General features: G+C 35.7%; 19 protein-coding genes. 1 reads left to right on the forward strand and 18 read right to left on the reverse strand.

All coding sequences use genetic code 11. The features are described from left to right. Nucleotides 1-3: 3 nt before the first annotated feature. The 13 genes from IGJ90_RS08240 to IGJ90_RS08300 form a co-directional block, all read right to left on the reverse strand. Nucleotides 4-483 (reverse strand): PTS system mannose/fructose/N-acetylgalactosamine-transporter subunit IIB, encoded by a 480-nt coding sequence (locus IGJ90_RS08240; protein WP_002361968.1) that lies wholly within the window; start codon nt 481-483, stop codon nt 4-6. Next, nucleotides 480-2,294: a glycoside hydrolase family 35 protein gene (locus IGJ90_RS08245; protein WP_025186635.1), complete on the reverse strand. Its 1,815-nt coding sequence runs from the start codon at nt 2,292-2,294 to the stop codon at nt 480-482. Before IGJ90_RS08245 ends, IGJ90_RS08240 begins: the two co-directional genes overlap by 4 nt. Nucleotides 2,295-2,326: 32 nt before the next feature. Then, entirely contained in the window at nt 2,327-3,268 is a 942-nt protein-coding gene (locus tag IGJ90_RS08250) for a hexose kinase (RefSeq protein WP_438767966.1), read from the reverse strand. Between the two features lie 15 nt (nt 3,269-3,283). After that, nucleotides 3,284-4,279: a tagatose-bisphosphate aldolase gene (gene lacD, locus IGJ90_RS08255; protein ID WP_002357245.1), complete on the reverse strand. Its 996-nt coding sequence runs from the start codon at nt 4,277-4,279 to the stop codon at nt 3,284-3,286. Between the two features lie 22 nt (nt 4,280-4,301). Further along, a complete protein-coding gene (agaS, locus tag IGJ90_RS08260) occupies nt 4,302-5,474 on the reverse strand; it encodes an SIS domain-containing protein (protein ID WP_002357242.1) in 1,173 nt (390 codons plus the stop codon). An 11-nt stretch (nt 5,475-5,485) separates the two neighbouring features. Continuing rightward, a complete protein-coding gene (locus IGJ90_RS08265; protein ID WP_002366835.1) occupies nt 5,486-6,217 on the reverse strand; it encodes a GntR family transcriptional regulator in 732 nt (243 codons plus the stop codon). Nucleotides 6,218-6,580: 363 nt separating this feature from the next. Beyond that, a complete protein-coding gene (gene tnpA, locus IGJ90_RS08270; RefSeq protein WP_002366027.1) occupies nt 6,581-7,036 on the reverse strand; it encodes an IS200/IS605 family transposase in 456 nt (151 codons plus the stop codon). Nucleotides 7,037-7,335: 299 nt separating this feature from the next. Further along, the gene (locus IGJ90_RS08275; protein ID WP_025186636.1) at nt 7,336-8,238 is read right to left on the reverse strand and encodes a glycosyltransferase family 8 protein; all 903 of its coding nucleotides are present in this window, start codon (nt 8,236-8,238) and stop codon (nt 7,336-7,338) included. After that, nucleotides 8,228-9,073 (reverse strand): glycosyltransferase family 8 protein, encoded by an 846-nt coding sequence (locus tag IGJ90_RS08280; RefSeq protein ID WP_025186637.1) that lies wholly within the window; start codon nt 9,071-9,073, stop codon nt 8,228-8,230. Before IGJ90_RS08280 ends, IGJ90_RS08275 begins: the two co-directional genes overlap by 11 nt. A 304-nt stretch (nt 9,074-9,377) precedes the next feature. Then, nucleotides 9,378-9,617 carry a hypothetical protein gene (locus tag IGJ90_RS08285; protein WP_438768339.1) on the reverse strand — a complete coding sequence of 80 codons (240 nt, stop codon included), beginning with the start codon at nt 9,615-9,617 and terminating at the stop codon, nt 9,378-9,380. Continuing rightward, nucleotides 9,574-11,634, reverse strand: a complete 2,061-nt coding sequence (locus IGJ90_RS08290; RefSeq protein WP_002366839.1) for an LTA synthase family protein — start codon at nt 11,632-11,634, stop codon at nt 9,574-9,576. The genes IGJ90_RS08285 and IGJ90_RS08290 overlap by 44 nt, the downstream gene beginning before the upstream one ends. A gap of 41 nt (nt 11,635-11,675) precedes the next feature. Further along, entirely contained in the window at nt 11,676-13,064 is a 1,389-nt protein-coding gene (locus IGJ90_RS08295) for an MFS transporter (protein WP_002391405.1), read from the reverse strand. Between the two features lie 381 nt (nt 13,065-13,445). After that, on the reverse strand, nt 13,446-14,300 hold the full coding sequence (locus tag IGJ90_RS08300) for a LysR family transcriptional regulator (protein WP_002361978.1): 855 nt from the start codon (nt 14,298-14,300) through the stop codon (nt 13,446-13,448). Nucleotides 14,301-14,691: 391 nt separating this feature from the next. Between IGJ90_RS08300 and IGJ90_RS08305 the strand changes: the two genes are divergently transcribed. Next, nucleotides 14,692-15,522, forward strand: coding sequence for an MBL fold metallo-hydrolase (locus tag IGJ90_RS08305; protein WP_002366840.1), 831 nt, complete (start codon nt 14,692-14,694; stop codon nt 15,520-15,522). Nucleotides 15,523-15,669: 147 nt separating this feature from the next. Here IGJ90_RS08305 and sprE read toward each other — a convergent pair whose 3' ends face one another. The 5 genes from sprE to fsrA form a co-directional block, all read right to left on the reverse strand. After that, a complete protein-coding gene (gene sprE / locus IGJ90_RS08310; RefSeq protein ID WP_002366841.1) occupies nt 15,670-16,524 on the reverse strand; it encodes a serine proteinase SprE in 855 nt (284 codons plus the stop codon). Nucleotides 16,525-16,572: 48 nt separating this feature from the next. Continuing rightward, entirely contained in the window at nt 16,573-18,105 is a 1,533-nt protein-coding gene (gene gelE / locus IGJ90_RS08315) for a gelatinase GelE (protein WP_002366842.1), read from the reverse strand. Nucleotides 18,106-18,339: 234 nt separating this feature from the next. Beyond that, a complete protein-coding gene (gene fsrC / locus IGJ90_RS08320) occupies nt 18,340-19,683 on the reverse strand; it encodes a sensor histidine kinase FsrC (RefSeq protein ID WP_025186640.1) in 1,344 nt (447 codons plus the stop codon). After that, the gene (fsrB, locus tag IGJ90_RS08325) at nt 19,680-20,408 is read right to left on the reverse strand and encodes a quorum-sensing system protein FsrB (RefSeq protein WP_002366845.1); all 729 of its coding nucleotides are present in this window, start codon (nt 20,406-20,408) and stop codon (nt 19,680-19,682) included. The genes fsrC and fsrB overlap by 4 nt, the downstream gene beginning before the upstream one ends. A gap of 88 nt (nt 20,409-20,496) precedes the next feature. Further along, nucleotides 20,497-21,228, reverse strand: a complete 732-nt coding sequence (fsrA, locus tag IGJ90_RS08330) for a response regulator transcription factor FsrA (RefSeq protein ID WP_078126945.1) — start codon at nt 21,226-21,228, stop codon at nt 20,497-20,499. Nucleotides 21,229-21,540: the final 312 nt, after the last annotated feature.

Genomic DNA, 21,540 nt, shown 5'->3' on the forward strand with positions numbered 1-21,540 from the left:
CTCCTATTTTGTTATCAAACTCATAAAGTCTTCCGCTTTGTCACTTGGCACCATTTGAGCAATCAGATGGACGCCTTTAGCATTTAACTCTTTAAAAACCTCAATATCTTGATCGACCACATTGATTGACTTAGTAATCGACCGTGTTTCGTTTGTTTGAGACATGTTCCCAACATTGATTTCTTTAATCGGCACCCCAAGTTCTACTAGTTTTAATAAACGATCTGGTTTCCGTACCACAATTAGTAAACGTTGTGAGTCGTATTTTCCTGCTAAAATATTTTGAGCAGCTTTTTCAACTGGTAACACGCTTAGTTTCACGCCAGCTGGTGTTGCTAATTTCAAGCCACTTTTTTCAATGGCATTCCCTGCAACCTCATCATCAACGACCATAATTCTGGAAATATTCAATTTTGTCGCCCATAAATTTGCCACTTGTCCATGAATCAAACGTCCATCAATTCTTACGCCAATAATACTCATTGTAATCCCTCTTTCATTTCTTTATATAGTGGTTCTTTTACTAACTGAATTTCTGGTTGGTACGTTCCTTCCGTTTCAAAAATGACGATCTCATTTTGCCCTTCTTTTAATAATCCTTTAGGAATATATAAGGAAAGCGTCGGACCAACATTCCAGAAACGACCAAGATTGGTTTGGTTAACAAAAACAATTCCTTTGCCGAATTTAGAAACATCAATAAATGTATCTTTCACTTCTGCTAACTCCACATGATACTGGTAAAAGCTTGGTTGATCAGGCTGCCATTCTCTTGAATAGTCTACCTGTTCACAGCTTGTCATAGGTAAACAATATTGTTGCCATTGCGTCATAAAATGTAAATCTGCCATGACACCCGTTCGAATCCCTTTTTTCTGAGTATCTGCAAATAGTTTATGCCCGTAATTGACACGACCCATATTTTCCATTAAAACATCGATTTGATTATTCTCTTGCGGCAGTGTAACGTAAATATCTTCGCCAATTTCCGTTTGATATTGCGTTGCTTGATGTACCTGATTGACAAATAATTGCAGACGATCACGACCGTCAATCACTCTTAGCTTTTCTTCTGCAGCATCTTTTTCAATGCTTGTTCGGTAAAGAAGATAGCCGGTATTTTGTCCTAATTGTTCCATGGTTTGCGGATAAACGCTGACCACTGGCTGACTAATCGTTTCTAAAGTCGCAAACAAACTCACTTTGTTGGTTAAAGGAATTGCTGTTTGCGCAAAAGAATCTTTTACTAATGGTTCAGCTTGTGGTAACGCAGGGTACTCTTCGTGAAGCATTTTTTGTAACGCGAAATACTTTTCGGTTGGGTTCCCTTGTTCATCAAGTGGCGCATCATAATCATAGGAAGTGATTTGTGGTAAATCAATGGTTCCTCGTGCGGAGCAGCCATTCATAAACCCAAAATTGGTGCCGCCATGAAACATATATAAGTTGATACTGCCTAATGCTAATGCTTCTCTAACTGATTCAGCCAATTCTTGCGGATCTCGTTTAATAATTGGCTCTTTCCAACGATTAAACCAGCCATCCCAAAATTCCATACACATTAGCGGCCATTTTTTACCATGTTCTTCAAAAAAGGCTTGCATCATACCGAAATTTTCTTTGGCTTTTGAGCCAAAATTCCCAGTTACTAAAATATCATCTTCAATCATGCTGCCTGCCCGCAATGTTGCGCGCCATGGCCCGTCAGAAGTAAAAAATGGTGCTGTCACGCCACGTGCAATCATCAAATCGCGAATCGCCCGTAAATACGCTTTTTCTTCGCCAAATGAACCATATTCGTTTTCGATTTGAATCATTAAAATATTGCCACCGTTAGCAAGTTGATGCGGAACAATTTTTTCCATTAAAACATCATAATATTCCGCAACATGCTTCAGATAGGTTGGATTATTCGAACGCATCCGTCCTGGTTCATTTAATAGCCAGGCTGGAAAACCGCCAAACTCCCATTCTGCACAAATATAAGGAGACGGCCGCACAATCGCATATAGTCCAAGTTCTTGTGCTAATTTTAAAAAGCGCTCCAAATCTAATATTCCCTCAAAATGAAATGTTCCTTTTTGCGGTTCATGTAAATTCCATGGTACATATGTCTCAACTGTATTGAAGCCTAAAGCTTTCAAGTTATAAAGTGAATGATACCAATCTGAGGGATCTACACGAAAATAATGAATGGCGCCTGATAAAATTTTAAATGGTTGACCATTTAAAAGAAACTCCTCTTTAATTTCAAATCTGTCCACATTGTCACCCTTTCTAGTAAACGCTTTCAATTACTGGATAATTGCTAAATAAAGAAAGCTCTTTATTTAGCAATTTCGACTACTTGGATGTTCATAAGATGTTTCTTCACGTTCTCTACGTCTACATGCCCAGTCATTCTTTCTTGGGCATTAGCCATTCCAGCCGCCATGCCCCATTTTAGCAGTTCAGCAGCTGAGGCATCCTTGGCTAGTCCATATGCAAGACCAGCAATGGTTGCATCTCCTGAACCAACAGGATTTTTAGCTTGAATCGTTGGAATTTTTACACGATAGAACTGATTGTGATGTTTGGCAATTGCACCATCTTTTCCTAAAGATACGACAATCCATTCAATTCCAGCAAACATTGGTTTTGTTAAAGCTGTTTGTACAGCTGCTAATGGATTTTCTGAAAAATCTTGCTCTAGCAATCCTTCTAGTTCCTCTAAATTAGGTTTAATTAAATACGGTTTCCATGGTCCTTGAAGAACTTGCCTTAAACTATCACCAGAAGTATCTAGTAGCACTTTAACCTCTTGTGCGTGAGCTTTTTGAACTAATTCTTGATAAAAATTTGACGGTAATCCTTTCGCTAAACTGCCAGAAATTGTGACAATTTCTGCTTGCTTAATTAATTGATCGAAATTTTCAAGGAAGTTACTGATTTCTTCTGGGGAAACAGTCGGTCCAGCTTCTAAAATTTCAGTTTGATTCCCCTCGTGCAAAATCGCAATCGAATCACGTGTTTCTTCTTTGATTGACGTAAATGCTTGGGGGATGTTTGCTTTCTTTAACTCGTTTGCAATAAACGCCCCATGAAAACCACCAAGAACGCCGGTAGCTATAACATCTCCACCTAAATCATGAATAACGCGAGTGACATTTAGTCCTTTGCCACCAGGGGTTTTGGTCACCTGACTGGTCCGATTAACGGTATCAAGCTTTAGATGATCTAATAGGTAGGAGATGTCAATTGACGGATTCATTGTTACTGTTACTATCACAGCTATGCCTCCCAATTACCCTTCGTTTACTTGAACTTTCGCATGCCAAGAGCTGGCGGTTGCCGCGATGACTTCATTTAAACTTTCAATGTTTTCTCGGCCTTCTGTTTTTAACCAATCACAAGCCGCAGTTTCTCCTGCTTCAACGAAAGGTTTCACGCCATTTTTCCACGTAGCACGGCCACATAAAACACCATTAAATGTTGAACCAGCTTCTTTAGCGAAACGTAGTGTTTCTTGGAATAGCTCTGTTGAGACACCGGCACTTAAAAAGATAAATGGTAAATCAGTGGCTTGACTTTGTTCTAAGAAATAATTCGCCGCTTCCTCTTTTGTATACGCTGTTTCAGCCGGCGCAAAACCTTCTACAAAATTCATATTAACTGGAACTTCCACTTTCAATACATCTACTTTATATTGGGGTTTAGAAAATTCTTTCATCATTTCATTCACTTTATGCGGTTTAACTTTTGCATATTCTAAAGAAGTTGCATCTGCTATTTGTGCATCGTAAGAAACTAATTCTAAGTAAAATGGTAGGTCTTCTTCTGCACATTCACTTCCTAAGCGTTCAATGAATACATGTTTTTGATGATTGATTTCTGGATCCTCATCCACATCATAGTAGAGTAAAAATTTAATCGCGTCTGCGCCTTCTTCTTTCAAGCGTAAAACAGACCAATCTGCTAGTAAATCAGGCAATCGTCCCGGAGTTGTTGCATCATAGCCCGTTTTTTCATAAGCGAGTAACAATCCAGCCTCGGTATCGCGTGCTTTTGCAGCAGGCAATCCATATTCTGGATCCAATAAAATGGCGGACGCATAAGGTGTCAATTCTTTCGAGACTAATTCTTTAAACGTTTCAATTTGTGCATCAGTTGGCTCTACATCTAGCGCTTTGATCATTTTTTTCAAGGCACCTCGTTGATCAATGGCTAATGCGCTAATGATTCCTTCTTGGGTTGACAAACGATCCATTGCCGCTTTTTTTCCAGCTGTTAACGTAAGCATAGTTCCTCCTCCAAATGTTGTATTATTTATAGTCATAAATCGTTACGCCTTTAACCACACGATTCACTGTACCTGTCGGTGAAGGGGTATCCGGTTTATTTCCAACTTTAATAGATGTTAAAAGTGCGACTGTTTGGGCTACCATGATATCTGCTAATGCTAAATAGCCATCAGGTAATAGAGCAGTTTCTGCGGAATATTCAATAGTTGAACCTGAGAAATTACGTTTGCCAGGTTGAGCAATCGCAAAAACACCCGCCGCAATTTCGTCACCGTGAACTTCTTCTAAGATATCCAAGTCGTAATCTCTTGTGTATGGCGTATTATTAACAAAACCAAACATTATTGTTTTTTCATTAATAAATGATTTTGGTCCATGACGGAAGCCCATAGAAGAGTCAAAAATTGTGGCAACTTTGCCGGCTGTTAGTTCTAAAATTTTCAATTGCGCTTCTCTTGTCAAACCAGCTAAACTTCCAGAACCAACATAAACAATTCGTTCAAAATCAAGGTTAACAATTTCATTTAATTCTTCTTCACGGGATAGCACTTCTTCACCTAATTTAATTAGAGCGGTTACATAATCTTGTTTTTGCTCAAAGGCTGTTTGATCAAAGAGTAGTAATGTACCCAAGGTCATGCAAGAAAAGCTACCAGTCATCGCAAAACCACCATCATTGGAACGTGTTGGCATTAAGAATAAAAAGCTGTTTTCTTCTTTTTGGCTTATTTGTGCCAGTTGTCCTTCTTCGGCACAAGTGATCGCTAAATGATGAATTGTTTCAACCACTTGATTAGCTACTTCAACTGCCGCTAAACTTTCAGGACTATTTCCACTTCTTGCAAACGAAACTAACAATGTTGGTTCGTCTTTAATCAGATAATCTTCTGGTTTGGCCACAATATCCGTTGTCCCAATACTTTCGAATGAAAAGGCTTGTGTGTCGCCGTGTGCTCGGAGATAAGGTACAACCGTATCACCGACATATTGCGAAGTCCCTGCTCCTGTAAAAATTACTCTTGTGCGTTTTCCTTGCGCTTTGGCTTGGACTTCTTTTAAAAAGTTTTCCAAAGCTGTTTGATTTTCATGATAAAGTGTCACGGTTTCTTGCCAAAGCTCAGGTTGCTGACGAATTTCACGTGTCGTGATTTCCGCTCCTAGTTGTTCTAGTTCTTCTTTTTCTGCTGTAAACATACTTAACTCTCCTAACTATTCCGAATATGGCGTATCTGATAATGAAATTGATCTGCTCGCGCCACACTCAACGTAAATTCAATAATTTCATTTTTCATGTTATATGTCTGGCGTGCTAAATGAAGGACTGGCGCTCCTTCTGGAATCATCAATAATTTGGCATCTTCTTTTGAAGCAATGCTAGCGTATAATTCTTCATCAGCTAAACGAACGGTTTGCTTAAAATCTTCCGAAAATAGATCATATAATGGTTTGCTACGTAGTAATTGATCCGTGAGTAATAAGAAAAATTTCACAGGCAAGTATGTGTCTTCAACCATTAATGGCTCGTTATCAGCAATCCGCAACCGACTTAATTTAAAAACTGCCTCTCCTAACGAAAGATTCAAATGCTGACAAATAAATTTATCCGCTTCCAATTTTTCGAAGGATAATATACGGGTATGTGGTTTTCGACCCAGCCCTTTCATTTGTTCTGTAAAACTATATGCGCCAGCTAAATCAGCGGCCTCTTTTTTTATATCTGAAACAAATGTTCCTTTGCCATGACGACGATAGATGGAACCTCTATTTTCTAGTTCTTGTAGCGCTAACCGGACCGTCGTCCGACTCACTCCATATTGTGCAGTCAATTCACGTTCAGAGGGCAACTTGTCATGAGGAATCATGCATGTTTCGATTCGTTCCTGCAGCAAATCAACAAGTTGATGATACAAAGCTTTGTTTTTAAAGGCATTTTCCATAACTTTCTCCTTTACCCTAACTGGTTATAACCACAAACCAATAGTACGGTGGTTTTTTTTATTTTGTCAATAAAAAGTATTAATAAATATCTTCATACCGCTATAACCTTGAAATGATAACGTTTACATTTTTTTATTTTTCTTTATTGTAATATTTTTTTCCTCAAGAAATCATTTTTTTATAAAAAACCATCCTTAAATATGATACCAGTTGCTGGCTTTATTTTAAATAGACAAGTAAATATCCACCCGCATAGCGGGTGGCTTTTTAATAGCCCTAGAAGGGCTCGCTACCTGCTGCTCCCTTTAAGGGAGCTTTTTTTAGAGACCGCCAACCGCTACCATTCTATTCTTATCTAGTTGTTACTTACTAAATGGATCTCTATACTCTCTTTTGTTTATACTATCCCTTACTCGATCTTCTGCTTCTTGTTCTCGTATATACTTAGCTATCGTTTTTTGGTTCAGACCTACAGTGCTCACATAATAGCCTTTTGACCAAAATGATCTATTCCCATAATTATATTTTAAATTCGCATGACGTTCATGAATGATTACTGCACTTCTTCCTTTTAAGAAACCCATGAATCCTGATACACTCAACTTCGGCGGGATTCTTACCAACATATGGATATGGTCAGGCATTGCATGAGCTTCAATGATTTCGACTTCTTTCATTTCACACAATTTTCTCAGTATTTTTCCAATATCCTGCCTTAACTGACCATAGATTACTTTTCTTCTATATTTTGGTGTAAATACAAGATGGTACTTACAATTCCAACGAGTATGTGCTAAACTTTTATCGTCGTTCGACATACAAAAACTCCTTTCGATTAGATAACGGTTGGTAGCCTTTATCTATTATATCGAAAGGAGTTTTTATCGCTAAAGCTCTGAGCTCCACGCGCAGTACGCGTGGTTTTTTTGTCGAAATCTCTTTAGAGATTTCAACTGACTAAAGTCATTAAAAAGAGTATGAGACAAAAATCACTTTAGATTTTTGTCTCATACTCAAAATCTGAAAAACAGTTCTATCCCGACTTCTTCGTTTCTATTGTTTGGTTCTGGCAACAACTAACAAGTAACTGATTTTACGAAATCCATGACAATATTCATTATTGAGCATATTCAATCCTTCTGCTAATTTTCGTATAAGATAAATATTGATTGAATGTGTTGACACAACGAAAGACCGTCCTATTCGCATATTGATCATAATAACGCTTGGTATACCACTGAAATTCTTTCGTCCAAGGTTTGACATGGCCAGTAAAGTGGATAATGGATGGTGCTCTTCTCGTTTCTTCATATTGTTTTTCTCCATAAATAGTTGGATGTTTTTTCGCTTTTGACAAAATATAGCCTTGGGCGTTCCACTTAGGATGCAACAGGGTCCAACGGTCGTGTAAAACCGCATTCAATGCATCTTGATCATGGAAACGTAATTTATCTGGATTTTCTTCAATAAATCTTAAGACTTTAGTGGTTACATCTAAATTCAACCATTTTTTAACATCGATTAGCAACAAGCCTGAGTTAAAATAACACATAGATTCTGCAGGAATCGCCATTTTTTCCAAACGTTGATGGAACCCTGCATCTTCAACAGCGGCAATGATATTTTCACCTAAATCAACTGTCCATAATTTTGCGACATCATCTAAGGCAATCATGTCACAATCCATATACAACAGCCGTTCGATCTGGCTTCCTCTAAACAGCTCTGGAATAGCAATCCTGTAGTAAGCTGTTTTGGGAATTCGTTCACTGGTTACAACATTTTTGAAAAAATGGGGGTTGATTTTTAAAAATGTTAACTCTGCATTGATTTGGGTATGTTTAATCGTAAAATACAGTAGTTGCTTGCTTTCAAAATTGATATTGTCATCAATCACATAAAAATGAACAGCTGCCGCTGAAGGACTATTTTCTAAAATTGAAACAAACATAGCAGCAAGATGCGGCACAAAGTTGGTATTGCAACAGGAGACAATCGCTAATTCTTTTCTATTTTCCATTTCTTGCACCTACTTTCTTTAACTTGTTTAGATAAAGAGCTGTATAAGGATGATTTTCTAACGTATTCCAGGGTTTATCGTGACCAGTAAAATGAATAATCGCTGGCTCTTGATTTCCCGCTGCATATAATTTTTGGTAAGCCTCATTAGGCGCTTCATGACGATTAAAAACTAAAGACGTCTGCATATTCCATCTTGGTTCTAGAGCTAGCCAATCTTCATAAAGAACAGCGTTTAAAGCATCTTGATCATGATAAACTATGCGGTCCCCATTTTCTTCTAGATACTGAATTGTTTTTTGCGTGATTGCTTTCTCGTTCCATCGGTCAATATCAATAATCATAACTCCTGAATTAAAATAATAATCGGAGGAATCGATGCCCAAACGTTTCAAGGCATATGCTTGACCAGGATCAATAACCGCACCAATCGTTTGGTTCACTAATGGCGTATCATACAACTGGACAATATCATCTAAAACAAGCGTATCTGCATCTAAATAAAGAACCTTTTTATAGCTATATTTTTGTAAAAGTGACGGTAAAGAAATGCGTAAGTATGCGGTCGTTGTAATATGATCACTCACTAAAAAATTTTGATAGACTTCTTTGTCTGCTGTTAGAAATTCAACAGTTGCATTTTGTGAGTTACTACTAACCGTTTCTCGGAGTGCTTTTTTGCTAGATAGCGACAGCCCATCATCAATCACATAAAAATGAACAGGTCTCTCCGCATGACAATTTTCTAAAACAGTTGTCATCATTACATTCAAATAAGGAGCATAATTTTCGTCTGAAGCTGTCACAATTGGCACAATCTTCTGATTTTTTCTCATCAAAACCACTCTCCTCTTTTATTTTTATAGCTAAGTTCCTATTCAGAATAGGCCCTGAAAAACTTATCTGCAAATCATATGCTCATTATTTTATAATACAATTATAATAAAAATATATTTTATGGCTATAAAATAATTTTGTTTTCCGTTAACAACTATTAAAAAAACAACATTTCTCTTACTTTATCCTCAAAAATACTATTTATTTAATACTTGTTTTACTAATTTTTTTATCTAAAAATTCGCCTGTTGTATTTTCTGTTGATGATAATTTTAAAATGTACAGCGAAACTTAATATAAATTCTAAACTGACTTCTTACTCAATAAAAGAGCGAAAAAGCCTGGGACAAAAATCACTTTGGATTTTTGTTCCAGGCTCAAAACCGGATAAACGGCGGGAACAGAACCAATTGCTTCGAAAATAAACGGCTCTGTTCTGACCTCTTTCACTTCATATATGATTCTCTTTCCCTTCCAAAAGTTATCCTTCTTAAATGATCTATGGCGTAGTCGGATAATTTTGGACTGTCGTTTGATTGCCATTTTGACTAAACAAGCTGGTTGACTGTGCATTTTTTTGTTTTTCTACTTCTAAGACTTTGTTTTTTTCAAAAGCCACATCATAGTTGTAGTCCTTTGGTTGCACTTCTTGGAATCCTTGTGGTTTATAAAAACGTAAAAGGTTTTCCTGATTTAATTTGTCAGATAAACTTAACGATTTTTTCACCCAATCGTTATCTTTCGTGACTTCTGCTTTTAAATCTGCTGGAACTTGGTCTAATTTTTTTCCTTGATTATTGTAGATTTCCCCACCTAGATAAGAAAATTGAGGCGTTACAAAATCGCCATTTCTAAAAGGAACCACTTGTTTATATTGAGGAGATAAAAGGTCCGTGCCAAAATGGATATAATTTTTATCATCGACACCTAAAAGATGGTACAGTGTCGGTAAAACGTCAATTTCCCCACCATATTCGTGCATGATTTTCCCTTGCGTATAGCCTGGCATGTAAAACATCAAAGGTACTCTTTGCAATTGCGCATTGTCATAGTTTGTCCACGTTTTTGGATCGCGGTTGAAGGCTTTACATAAGTCCTTGTTGTTTGCATCTGAAATACCGAAGTGGTCACCATAAATAACAAAAATAGAATGATTGTATAAACTTGTTGTTTGCAAGTAATGGAAAAATTGTTCTAGCGATTGATCCAAATAGTGCGCTGTTCGAACATAATCATCCACAATCGAATTGCCTGTGTTCAATTTAGGAAACGGGAAGTTTTGGTCATCCGTATAATAAGGGGTATGATTGGTCACAGTTAAAAACTTCGCATAGAATGGCTGCTGTAAATGCTCAAGCTCACTAGCTGATTCACGCAACAATTGTTTATCTAAAATACCGTAACCTAGCATTTTGTCATCTTTTGAAAAATATGACCGATCAAAAAAGTATTGATATCCTAAGTTTTTATACACATGGTCCCGATTCCAAAAACTCCCCACATTTCCATGGAAAACAGCGGTTGTATAGCCTTTTTGTCCTAAAACAGCGGGAGCTGCTTCGAAAGTATTGTCTGATCCTAATTGTGTAAAAAGAGATCCTTGCGGGAGCCCGAATGTTCCTGTTTCTAACATGTTCTCCGCATCACTCGTTTTTCCTTGCCCTACTTCATGAAAGAAATTATCAAAACTGATTGTCGCTTTGTTTTGATAGAGCTGATTTAAAAACGGTGTAACCTCTTGGCCTTGGACTTTCATATTAATCAAAAATTGTTGAAAACTTTCTAAATGAATCACAAATACATTTTTTCCTTTGGCAATACCGGCATACTGCGGATTAAGCGGTAAATTGTTTTGCTTGGTAAATTTCATGATTTCAGGTAATTCGTTTGAACTAGCTTCTGCTCTTACCTCATTTGACATGGCTGTTTTGACACCATCGATGGCTGTGAATGCATCCAAGCCAAGATATTTTACAATATAATTACGATCAAAAATTCTTTGAAGCAATTGAGGACGATCGGTTTCGCTTAAAAATAAGTTAACCGAAAAGAGCAAGACACTTAAACAACTAATTGAGATCGCCAATCTTCTGTTGATAGGTTTAGTCATAAAGACTTGATGATTCCGTCGCTGTTTAAAAGAGTAAAATACCAAAACGAGCAGCACTAAAGTATCTAGCCAATAAAAGACATCGTGGACCCTCATTAAGGCAAGTAAATCACCAGAAATCCCTTCTGAAACTTTTGAAAAGCCAAAAATAGATTGGATGGTAATAAAGTCAGTGAATTCACGATAAAAAATAATATTCAAATATAAAATTAATGTATTTAAAACATTTAAAAGAGTTAAGCTAAGCATAAATGTTTTATGCTTTTTAAAATACAAACTAAAGCCAAATAGTAACAGCGTAGTAGCAACTGGATTGAACCATAAAATTTCTCGCTGGAGACTGCCCTTAACGCCCAATGAGAAATCTAGGTAATACGCCAGAATCGTTTTTGCCCAAAAGAGTAAAACAAAAAATAAAAAGAGTCCTACTCGGTTATTTATTTTTTTCATCTAAGTTTGTCTTCCTTTCCCTTCAAAAAAATCTTGATTTGTTAAAAATAAAACCTAACTCTGCGCAATGACTTTTTCGCTAGCGGAGAATTGGATAAATAACTTAAAAAGATAATCGCAATGGCGCAACATCCAAATAAAAGCCATACGTTTGTAAAAGGTGTTCGAGTAAGCGAACTAGTAATAGGCTTTGTAATTAAAAGACTTGGTAGCGCAACCCCTAAAGAATTGCCAATTTGCTTACATGTCACCGCAATGGCTGCTGCCGTTCCTGACTGAGAAAGTGGCATTCCTTCAATCGCTGTAATGGTAATCGGTGAATTTAACATCCCAAACCCAATGCCTAAAAAGATATAAATAATAAATAAAATAATCATAGGCGTTGTTTTAGTTACAAATAATTGTAAAAAGCTAACAGCCAACATTGAAATACCACAAAGCATAATAGGACGTTTCGTTCCTATTCTCCCTACCATTTCGCCGGCTCTCGGTGCAACAAGAAAACTAACAAAAGCCAAAGGAATGGTTGATAAGCCAGCTTCCAACGGGCTGAAGCCTCTCATTTCTTGCAAATATAGCGTGTTTAAAAATAAATAGCCGTTATATATGATAAAGCCAAAAATAGCTAAAAAAGAAGCCGATGTAAATGGAATAGATAAAAAGAAACGCGGGTTGATTAACGGATTGTCAATGTTATATTCATAAATAAAGAAAATGACAATGGCTAAACAGCCGATTATCCCAGTACTTAAAATATCTGGCGCGAAAAGCCCTTTTCTAGGTAGTCCGATAATGGAATAGATAGAACTAAATAGAAAAAGAATCATCAATGCTTGACCAACAAAATCATTTTTCGCCGTCTTCTCTACTTTTGACTCAGGTACAAATTTTTGTGTAAGGATGATTGCCGCTGCAATGATCGGTACATTTACAAAAAAGACATACCGCCAGCTAAAATAAGAAACAATTAGTCCGCCAATAATCGGGCCCATGCCTAAGGAAATCCCTGTAACAGAGCCCCACAAGCCAATTGCTTTCGCACGTTCTAACTTTTCGGTAAATACCTGTGTAATAATAGACATTGCTACCGGATTTAACATAGAACCACCAATCCCTTGCAACATGCGAAACGCAATCAATTGCCCTGGGGTTTGCGAAATCCCACATAGGAAAGACGCTAAACCAAAACAGGCTAAGCCCAATTGAAGAACTCGTTTACGGCCAATTCGGTCTGCTGTAGACCCAGATAACAATAATAAGGATGCTACCATTAAAGTGTACCCATCTGTTACCCACTGTAATGTAGACAGATTCGTGTGAAAATCACTTTGAATGGATGGTAACGCCACATTGACAACCGTAACATCCATGGTCACTACAAACAAACTCATGCAACAAGTATACAAAATAACTTTTTTTCTATCGATCATAAAAACAGTCCTTTCTAGCAACTACATAAAACAGGAAAAGCAACAATGACACTTAAACTTCTAACGACACAGTTATCGCAAGTACTCACGTATCAACAGTTCTTTATATTCCTTGCCATTTAGTTATTTTATATTTAAAAAAGTAAATCTTTAGATAGCCAAACTATACACCAGAACCCCTTTAAATTGAACCGTAATAGATACGATTTATCGATTCTTAAGTTATTAAATAATTGAACATTCTGTTCAGAAATATCGAACAGCCCCATAATTGAGCATCTCTTATAAACAATGAACAACAAAAATAGCCTTATCCGCAGCAGAAGTAAATCTAAGCGAATAAAGCTATTTTTGGTAACTATTCCAAAGTAATTTTAATGGCTAAGTCTCTAGCAACTTTTGTAAAGTTGCCTTGATTTGACCAGGTTGGACAAAAACCGAACTGGAAACATTTCGGTATAAATAAAATTTTTGTTTTCGTTCAATCGGTAAAAAGAAGAGTTTAGAATCAATTTCCTGCAGTTGTTCTTTCCGAAGAGAGATTACCGCATAAACTCCTTTACTTTTTTCAATGAGACGAGTAAGCATCAACGTATCGTAGCAACAAACAAGCGGACTTGTTAATTGCAACATTTCTAGCACACTCTTGGTAGCTTCTAAATGATCTAAGTGATGCGGCAAAAATAGAAATGGATAGTTGGTCAAACAGCTGAAGCCTTCTTCCTCAATTTCTTGTTTAATTTCTCTTGAAACACAAAGATACATTTTTAGTTCAATTAATTGTTCTTTCTTTAAAACTGGACTATTCACATCTGCAGAAGTAATCACAAAATCCAACTCATGATTCTCCAATTTATTCAATAACTCAAACGATGAACCATGGTAACATTCCCAAAAACGATTCAGTTGATCCTCATTTTCTGTCACTTTATACATCAAGGACGTATTTCCAAAACCTAAACGCATCACTGGATTCTCAATCATTTCATGCAAATTAAGTTTCATTTTCTTGGCCTCGTTTAAAATGATATATACAGATTGGACGATTTTATCACCATAGGAATTTAACGTCAAAGAATTCCCGTTACGGTCAAAAAGTAAATGGCCCAATTCACTTTCCAAATCTTTTAATGACGCACTTAAGGTTGATTTACTAACATGGAGTTCAGAGGCTGCTTTGGAAATACTATTATATTTTGCAATGGTATAAAAATATTCTAATTTTTCAATAGTCATCTTTTGTCATCCCTTTTATTCAAATTCATTTGCCCACGCAACCTGTTCAAAACACGCCTCACTCTTTATCAATAGCGTAGTTATTTTTGCTCTAATAAGCTATGTCCATCTTGTTATTTTTCTATAACTAATAGCAGATGGATATGAAAGTGCCTTTGGTAAAACTTTTTCTCGGAAATAGCATGAACATTCGCAACAAATTCAGCTTATTAAAAAAGGCGTCTTGCTTTTTCTATTTTACGCAAATTTACTTAAGAAATTCCATTTCAATTCTTTTCTAAAAAAGGTAAGATGGACACAACAAATGTTTCAGTTTCCATGCCCATTTACTTTAAGGTTCAGCGTTATCTACTAAGTATGAAGAATGTCAAAGAAAGGTTAGGTACTCCCAATGAAAATCAACTATTTAGGTACGGGTGCAGCAGAACGGATTCCAGGAATTTTTTGTAATTGTAAATTATGTAAGTACGCTCGAGAGAAAAAAGGACGAGAAATTCGTACACAAACTCAATTAATTATTGATGATGTCCTGCTGATTGATTTTCCAGGGGATTCTTATTTACACCTGTTGCAGTACGACTTGTGTTTTGCAGACTTTGACTCTTTACTAATCTCTCATTGGCATTCCGATCATTTTTACGGCGAGGATTTGGCTTATCGAATGTCTGGTTATGCATTAGATATTCCCAATCGTTTAACTGTTTATGGAAATGAAGCAGTTAAGACGTTTTATCAGCGCGCCTTTGATTTAGAAGGTCGTCAAGACGATACCCGATTACATTATCAGGTTATTCAGCCCTACAAGTGTTTTACTATTGCGAACTATACGATTTATCCCCTTCCTGCACAACATGGAAATTTCAGTGAAGATTGTTTTATTTTCGTTATTGACGATGGTAAAGATGCTTTTTTATCCACCCATGATACAGGTTACTTTACGTCAGACATGTTTGAATATCTTGAAAAGAGCCACTTACTTCTTAGTATTGTTTCTTTAGATTGTACTAGTCAAACAAACGAAACTGGCAATAGTCATATGAATTGGGAAGAAAATTTAAAATTAATTGCAGAATTAAAAGAAAGAAAACTCGTCACAGATAAAACGATTTACGTTGCCAACCATTTTTCTCACAATGGCGGCTTGTCTTATGCGGAGATGGCGGCTTTATCTCAAAAGCATGAAATAATTACGAGTTATGATGGTTTAGAAATACTAACTTAATCGGATTATTTGCCTTCTTTTCAGCACTATTATATGCTTTTAACCGATAATTACAAGGTACTTTTATCGTAACTTACACTATCTTAAAAAACAAAAATACTCGAGATTTCCCGTGATTCTGGAAATTCCGAGTATTTTTATGGTTCTTTACGCTGCTGGCACAGCGGATAAACGTTTATTTTCTTCTTCATTCACTCGATTAACAATAAAGTTATAATTCACTTCATTTAGTCTTTGACCATGATTTCCTGTTTGCTTAATGCCACCATTGGAATGAACACCAACTACTTCAAACTGAGCATTATAGATTGGTGAACCAGATTGACCACCTGTTGTATCGATATCATAAAATAGTAATGGATTTTCTAAGTCTGTAAAGTTAGATGTAAACAAATCATTTTCATGAGACCATTGTGTGTGGTTTTTCTCACCTGGATAGCCTGATATTGTGACATGGGTATCTGAAGATTCAAACTTTTTCAAAACAAATGGCGTTAAAATTTCTCCCAACTCTGGGGCATCTGGACGATCGTTTTGTTTGCCGACAGTCACGACCGCAATATCCGCATTCGGGGAAAAAGCTACATCAATCACTTTGAATTTGCCAAATGGTGTCGCACTGCCATCTCGACCTGGATAAAACCAAGCATCATCTTTGGCATTCGGATTTAATACTTTGGCATTCTTAAAACTTTCAGCCACATGATTATTGGTGACAATTGTATTAGTTCCAACAACAAAGCCTGTTCCTAAAGAAATATAGCCTGGTTTACTGGCAGGGGAAATGATTCTTCCGATTGACGCAAAAGGCGCTTCGGTTGTATCTGCCACTTCTTGTCTTCTGTCCTCAGGGTCCAGTAACGATCTTTTTTGTCGTGAATGACTTTCGGCAGGAACGATATACTCTTCTGCATTTGCAGAGAGGCTAAAACCGGCTATCAAAGTTACTAAAATCAGAAACAAAAAAACAGCACTAATTTTTCGTATGGAGAACTTTTTCATAAGATTATGCCACTCCTTTTCCATTTTTATTTAATTGTGGAATTTTTTTCATTCATTGACCAGAACAGATTCACTTGGTTGGTTTACCTGAATGTCTTCTTTAGCTCCGATTCCAGCAGAGTTAAAGGCTGCTGACACCACTGAAGCTGCTTCATCGCCATATTGAACTTTTGCAGCAGCAAGCATCGCATCACGAGCATCACTGAATTGTGCTTTAGGTGTTAAGTAATTTACTAACGAGCTGTAGAAAATAGTCTGTGCTTTTTCAATGCCTAAATTCTGGATAATGGTGTAACCAATCCGATTAATAATTCCACTATTATAATGAACACCGCCTTGATCATAATAAGGCGTTCCTTTATACCGTGCTCGATCGTCGTATTGAGCCATGGTTTCTGGTTGTCCGTGTTTACTTGGCGTTTGTAAATTTCGAATACCTGTTTTTCGGTCAACACTCTGAGTATCCGCACCAATTTCTGGATTAGATGCACCCGAAATAATATAACCCATCAAATCAGAATAAGATTCATTCAACGCACCTGATTGTCCTAAATATTCTAAACCGGCAGTATGTTCCGTTACACCATGTGTCATTTCATGACCAACTACATCTAAAGAGGAAGCATACGTTTTTCCTGTTGGTGTACTTGTTTCACCATAACGCATTGCTTTTCCATCCCAAAAAGCATTGTCATAAGCATCTGGATGTTGTTCATCAACAACTGACAAGATGGGCATCCCTCGATCATCAATACTGTGTCGTTGGAAATGATCTTCATAATATGTTTTCACAAATTTTCCATGCGTATAGGCGTCAACAGCATTCTGATTTAATGTCGCTAGTGATGGTGCTTGAATAATAGAATAATTATTTTTGCCATCAACTACTGCATGGTAAACCCCTGTGTTATCCGTTCCGTGTAAAGCAATTCCCGTATTACTTTTTTCAACTGGTACATTAAACGTTACTTGAAAAGAGTTTTTTAACGTTACTTCACTACCGACATGTTCCGTTAAATCTTGTTTTTCCATAATTGTTCCATCTGTAGCATTCACTTTATAAACCAAGGATACGGGGTCACCAGTTGGTGAAGAAGTTACTCTGACTTTATAAAATAATTGCCCTTCATTATTTACACGTTTGTCAATAGCTAAAAAGACAAGATCTTTAGTTTCCGGATTATCAGAAGCAATAATTTTTTTAACTCCTTCTTCACCGATTGCATCAACCGATTGAATTTTCACTACTTGATCAACTGGATTTCCTGTAACACTTGTTACTGCACCATTTTTATCTAAATGAATAATCACATTATCTGAATCAACAGTAACGCCTTCCGTTTGCTTTTCTAACTTAAGATGCTTCATCCCCCACGCATCTTCTTTTCGATCTACAACCGTATATTGTTCAGCAGCTGCCTCAGAAATTGCCTCCTTTTCCAACTTCGATAAAACTGTTGAAACTTCACTTTCTGAATAAACTTGTTCTTCTGCTACTACAAAAAGTGAAGAAAATAGACATGAACTTCCAACAAAGATGCCTGTACCTAAAATGTATAAAATTTTATTTCCCTTCATCAAACGATTAACTCCTTCCCCAGTTTCCTTTTATTTCTTTTCCCAACAAAAGTATTGCTTTATCTTCCCTAATCTTTCCCGTTAAACGACCGCCCCTTTCCCTGCGTAAATATTTGTTGCTATTTTCATTATAGATAACTACCTAACCGGCACTATCTAAATTCCTTAATTAGCCGACATTTTTCCCTGTATTGCCCCTCATATCTCAATACCATAGTAAAAAAGTTGTTAACAAATTCATTCGTTAACAACTTTTTTACTATTATGATTTTTTTCAATAATTAAATGTTGAGTAACCGATCCTTCATTGAAGGACGTTTGCAAATCAAATTGATCTGAAAAATCAACAATTTCTTTTACATATAACAATCCCCAACCGTGTTCTTCTGGGTTACTTTTAGAACTAAATTTGGTTTTCTTCATAACCCTAAAATCAAATTCGGCTTGGACACTATTTGTTATCACAAACTCTTGTGTTTCATTTTTATTGAAAATTGAGATAGCGAACATTTTCAATTCTGATTTTGCACTGTTTTCAATCGCGTTATCTAATAGAATAGCCAACAAACGAATCACAACCACTAAGTCGATTGATGTATCAAGAATAAATACTTCTGGCACATCAACAATCACTTTTAGTTTTGCTTGCTTTGCGGTATTAATTTTCATACTTATGAGTGCCTTAAGTTCCATATTTTTCAAACGATTTAACTTCATAAGTTCAAATTCTTCATTATCAATAATTTTTTTGGTTGGTGCAATCGTTTCTTCATAAATTCTTTTGATTTCCAGAATATCTTCGTATGAAATAGCAATTTGTAAACTATACAATAAATTTTTATAGTCATGACGAAACATCGCTAGCTCTTCGTTAATGGATTCTATTTTTTCAGTATAAATCGTTAAATTATTCAATAATTGAGTGTTGATACGTTGTTCTTCCAAATAAGCTTCAATGACTAAGCCAATCAGAATTAAAAATAAACCTACACTTATTAATAACTCCAATTTAGAACTATTTACCGTGACAAATCCTCGCATAAAGTCAGGTGAAATCTCTGGCGAAATCAAAAACACAAAAAGTAACAACAGAATCAACAATAAAAGTAAACAACCAAAAAAAATTCGGCTATTTTCTAACACACGATTTAACCTTAAAAAAACACTATTGGGAATTTTTAAAACAATCCAGATATTTATAAGCAACAGAAGAACATTTGAGGCAATCCATAATAATTTATTTTGATAAATCTGTTGAAAAAAAACACTTAAAATCGTTTGCTCCGTGTAATTGATAAACGAAACCATAAGCAATGTAAAAACGGATAAAAATATCGCTTTGAAAATTGAGAACCTCTTTTTGTGAATGAGTAAAAATCCTGTAAAAACAACGACTGTCAGCGCATAAATCAACCAAGAGTAGCCCAACATTAATGCCGCAAACGAACAAAGATTAATGACAATAAGCAATGAAAGTAACGGTATTTTACATTCAATCTTAATCAATGTTACTCGTAAAAAGACAAAAACGATAAAGCTAGATACAAGCAAAACGTTAGTAGCTAATAACGACAAAATCATTTTTCAATATTCTTTTTAGGTTTTTCAGTTTGTCCCATCCATTGTCCAAATATATTGGGCGAATTTTGATTTAATCTAGGCTTAGTTCCCACACCATCACTGACTTTTGCAACTCTTTTTTCAATAACATTTTTAATTATTTTTTTACCAAATTTCATAAAAACACTTCCTTCAATTAAATTTTTTGTTACAGGGAGTATCATCAGACCTTGGATGACGAGACCGTAGAGTATTACTGAAGCAATCTTTTCTTTGACAAACAGACTACATAAAATAAGTAAACACACCCTTATAAGACTTTGCTTTTTGAGCACGTTTAAATCAGATGGCTGAACAGGTTCAATTGCTGTTCCTTGTGGCGCATACCAATAAAATAATACGACTAAGAGGCAAATCAATAGAATTTTATAAATAAACGGTAAGCTCACAGAAGAATTTTTCAATACAAATGGTATGGCGACATAGATAACAATATTTTCTAGACGACAGAGCCATTTAGTTTTTGCATGCCAGCCACCTGCGACAGGCCGTAAAAAAATCAGTACGACGTATACAATAAAGGTTTCGCTTAACGTCCCAAATAAAACTGATAAAATCAGAATCATCAGAAAATTAAATAAGCCAGAAAAATAAACGGTTAGATAATACTTTGTCCATTGTGTTTTTCCTGATTGATCTTCCTGATCCATATCCATAATATTTTTTAGAATCCAATCGATTAGCATATCGCCCTCCTCTTCAAGTATTGCACTAAATTATAACGAATATAGCGACTAATAGATAGATAATTCCTTAATTAGTCATTATCCCTCCCTAAGTAAGAAATAGTGCCTTGACCTGAGTATAATATCTTCTTGAGACTGGTACTTCCGTTCCGTCTCTCATAGTTAAAAGATGCGTTTTATAATTTAATTTTGACGCATATTTTTTATTGATGATGATTGATTGATGGACTCTAATCAAATCTGGATGCAGTTGTTCAATTTTTGATAACGTTCCATAAAATTCTCTTTTAAAATTTTTACCAACCATTGATACACGATGATCGTATTCCGTTTGAAAGAAATAAATATCATTAATATCCATTTTTATAGAAGACGCTTTTAAGTTAATGATAATATATTCACTTTTTGTCTTTATATTTTCTTTTTGTTGAATATATGCATCGACACATGTTTCGACCTCTTTTTGGAAATCTAGAAAATCCACGTTCTTTTGAATAAATTGAAGAGCTGAAACCATATATTTGTAGGAAGTTAAAACTAATTCTGTGTGAGTAGAAATAAATACAATCAGACTTTCACTGTCTGTTTTTCTGATTTCTTTAGCAACCTCAAATCCTGCCTGGATATGATTGTTCATTTGAATATCTAGGAAAAAGATATTTAGTTGGGCGTCCTGGTGTGCCACTTGTAATAATTCATCTGAACGTGAAAATAAATGGATTGTTTCATTATAAATATTTCTTGAATGTAGGATATTTGTTAACAATGCTTCTAACGCTTTTGCTTGAATAATTTGGTCTTCTAATATATAAATAGCCATTTGTTCACTCATCCCTTTCTCAAGAAGATATAAAATTACACAACAAAAGACAAATGATTATAATGTTCAATCAATTTATACACCAATAAAAGAGATAAAAAATTGATTGTCTGTTAGTATATTCACATAAATTTAGTATAGCGATTTCAGTAGTTTCCTGCAAACAAAAACATAAAATAACAAAGTATCAAGAAAGAGTACTTTGGACTATTCATCTTTTTCTAACGAATCATGAGGACTATTGTCACTTCGTTGATGAAAAACAAAGAATCAACCACCAAACTGTTCTTGTCATTTTATACATGACAAAAT

Source organism: Enterococcus sp. AZ129, assembly GCF_051714505.1.
GTDB lineage: Bacteria > Bacillota > Bacilli > Lactobacillales > Enterococcaceae > Enterococcus > Enterococcus faecalis.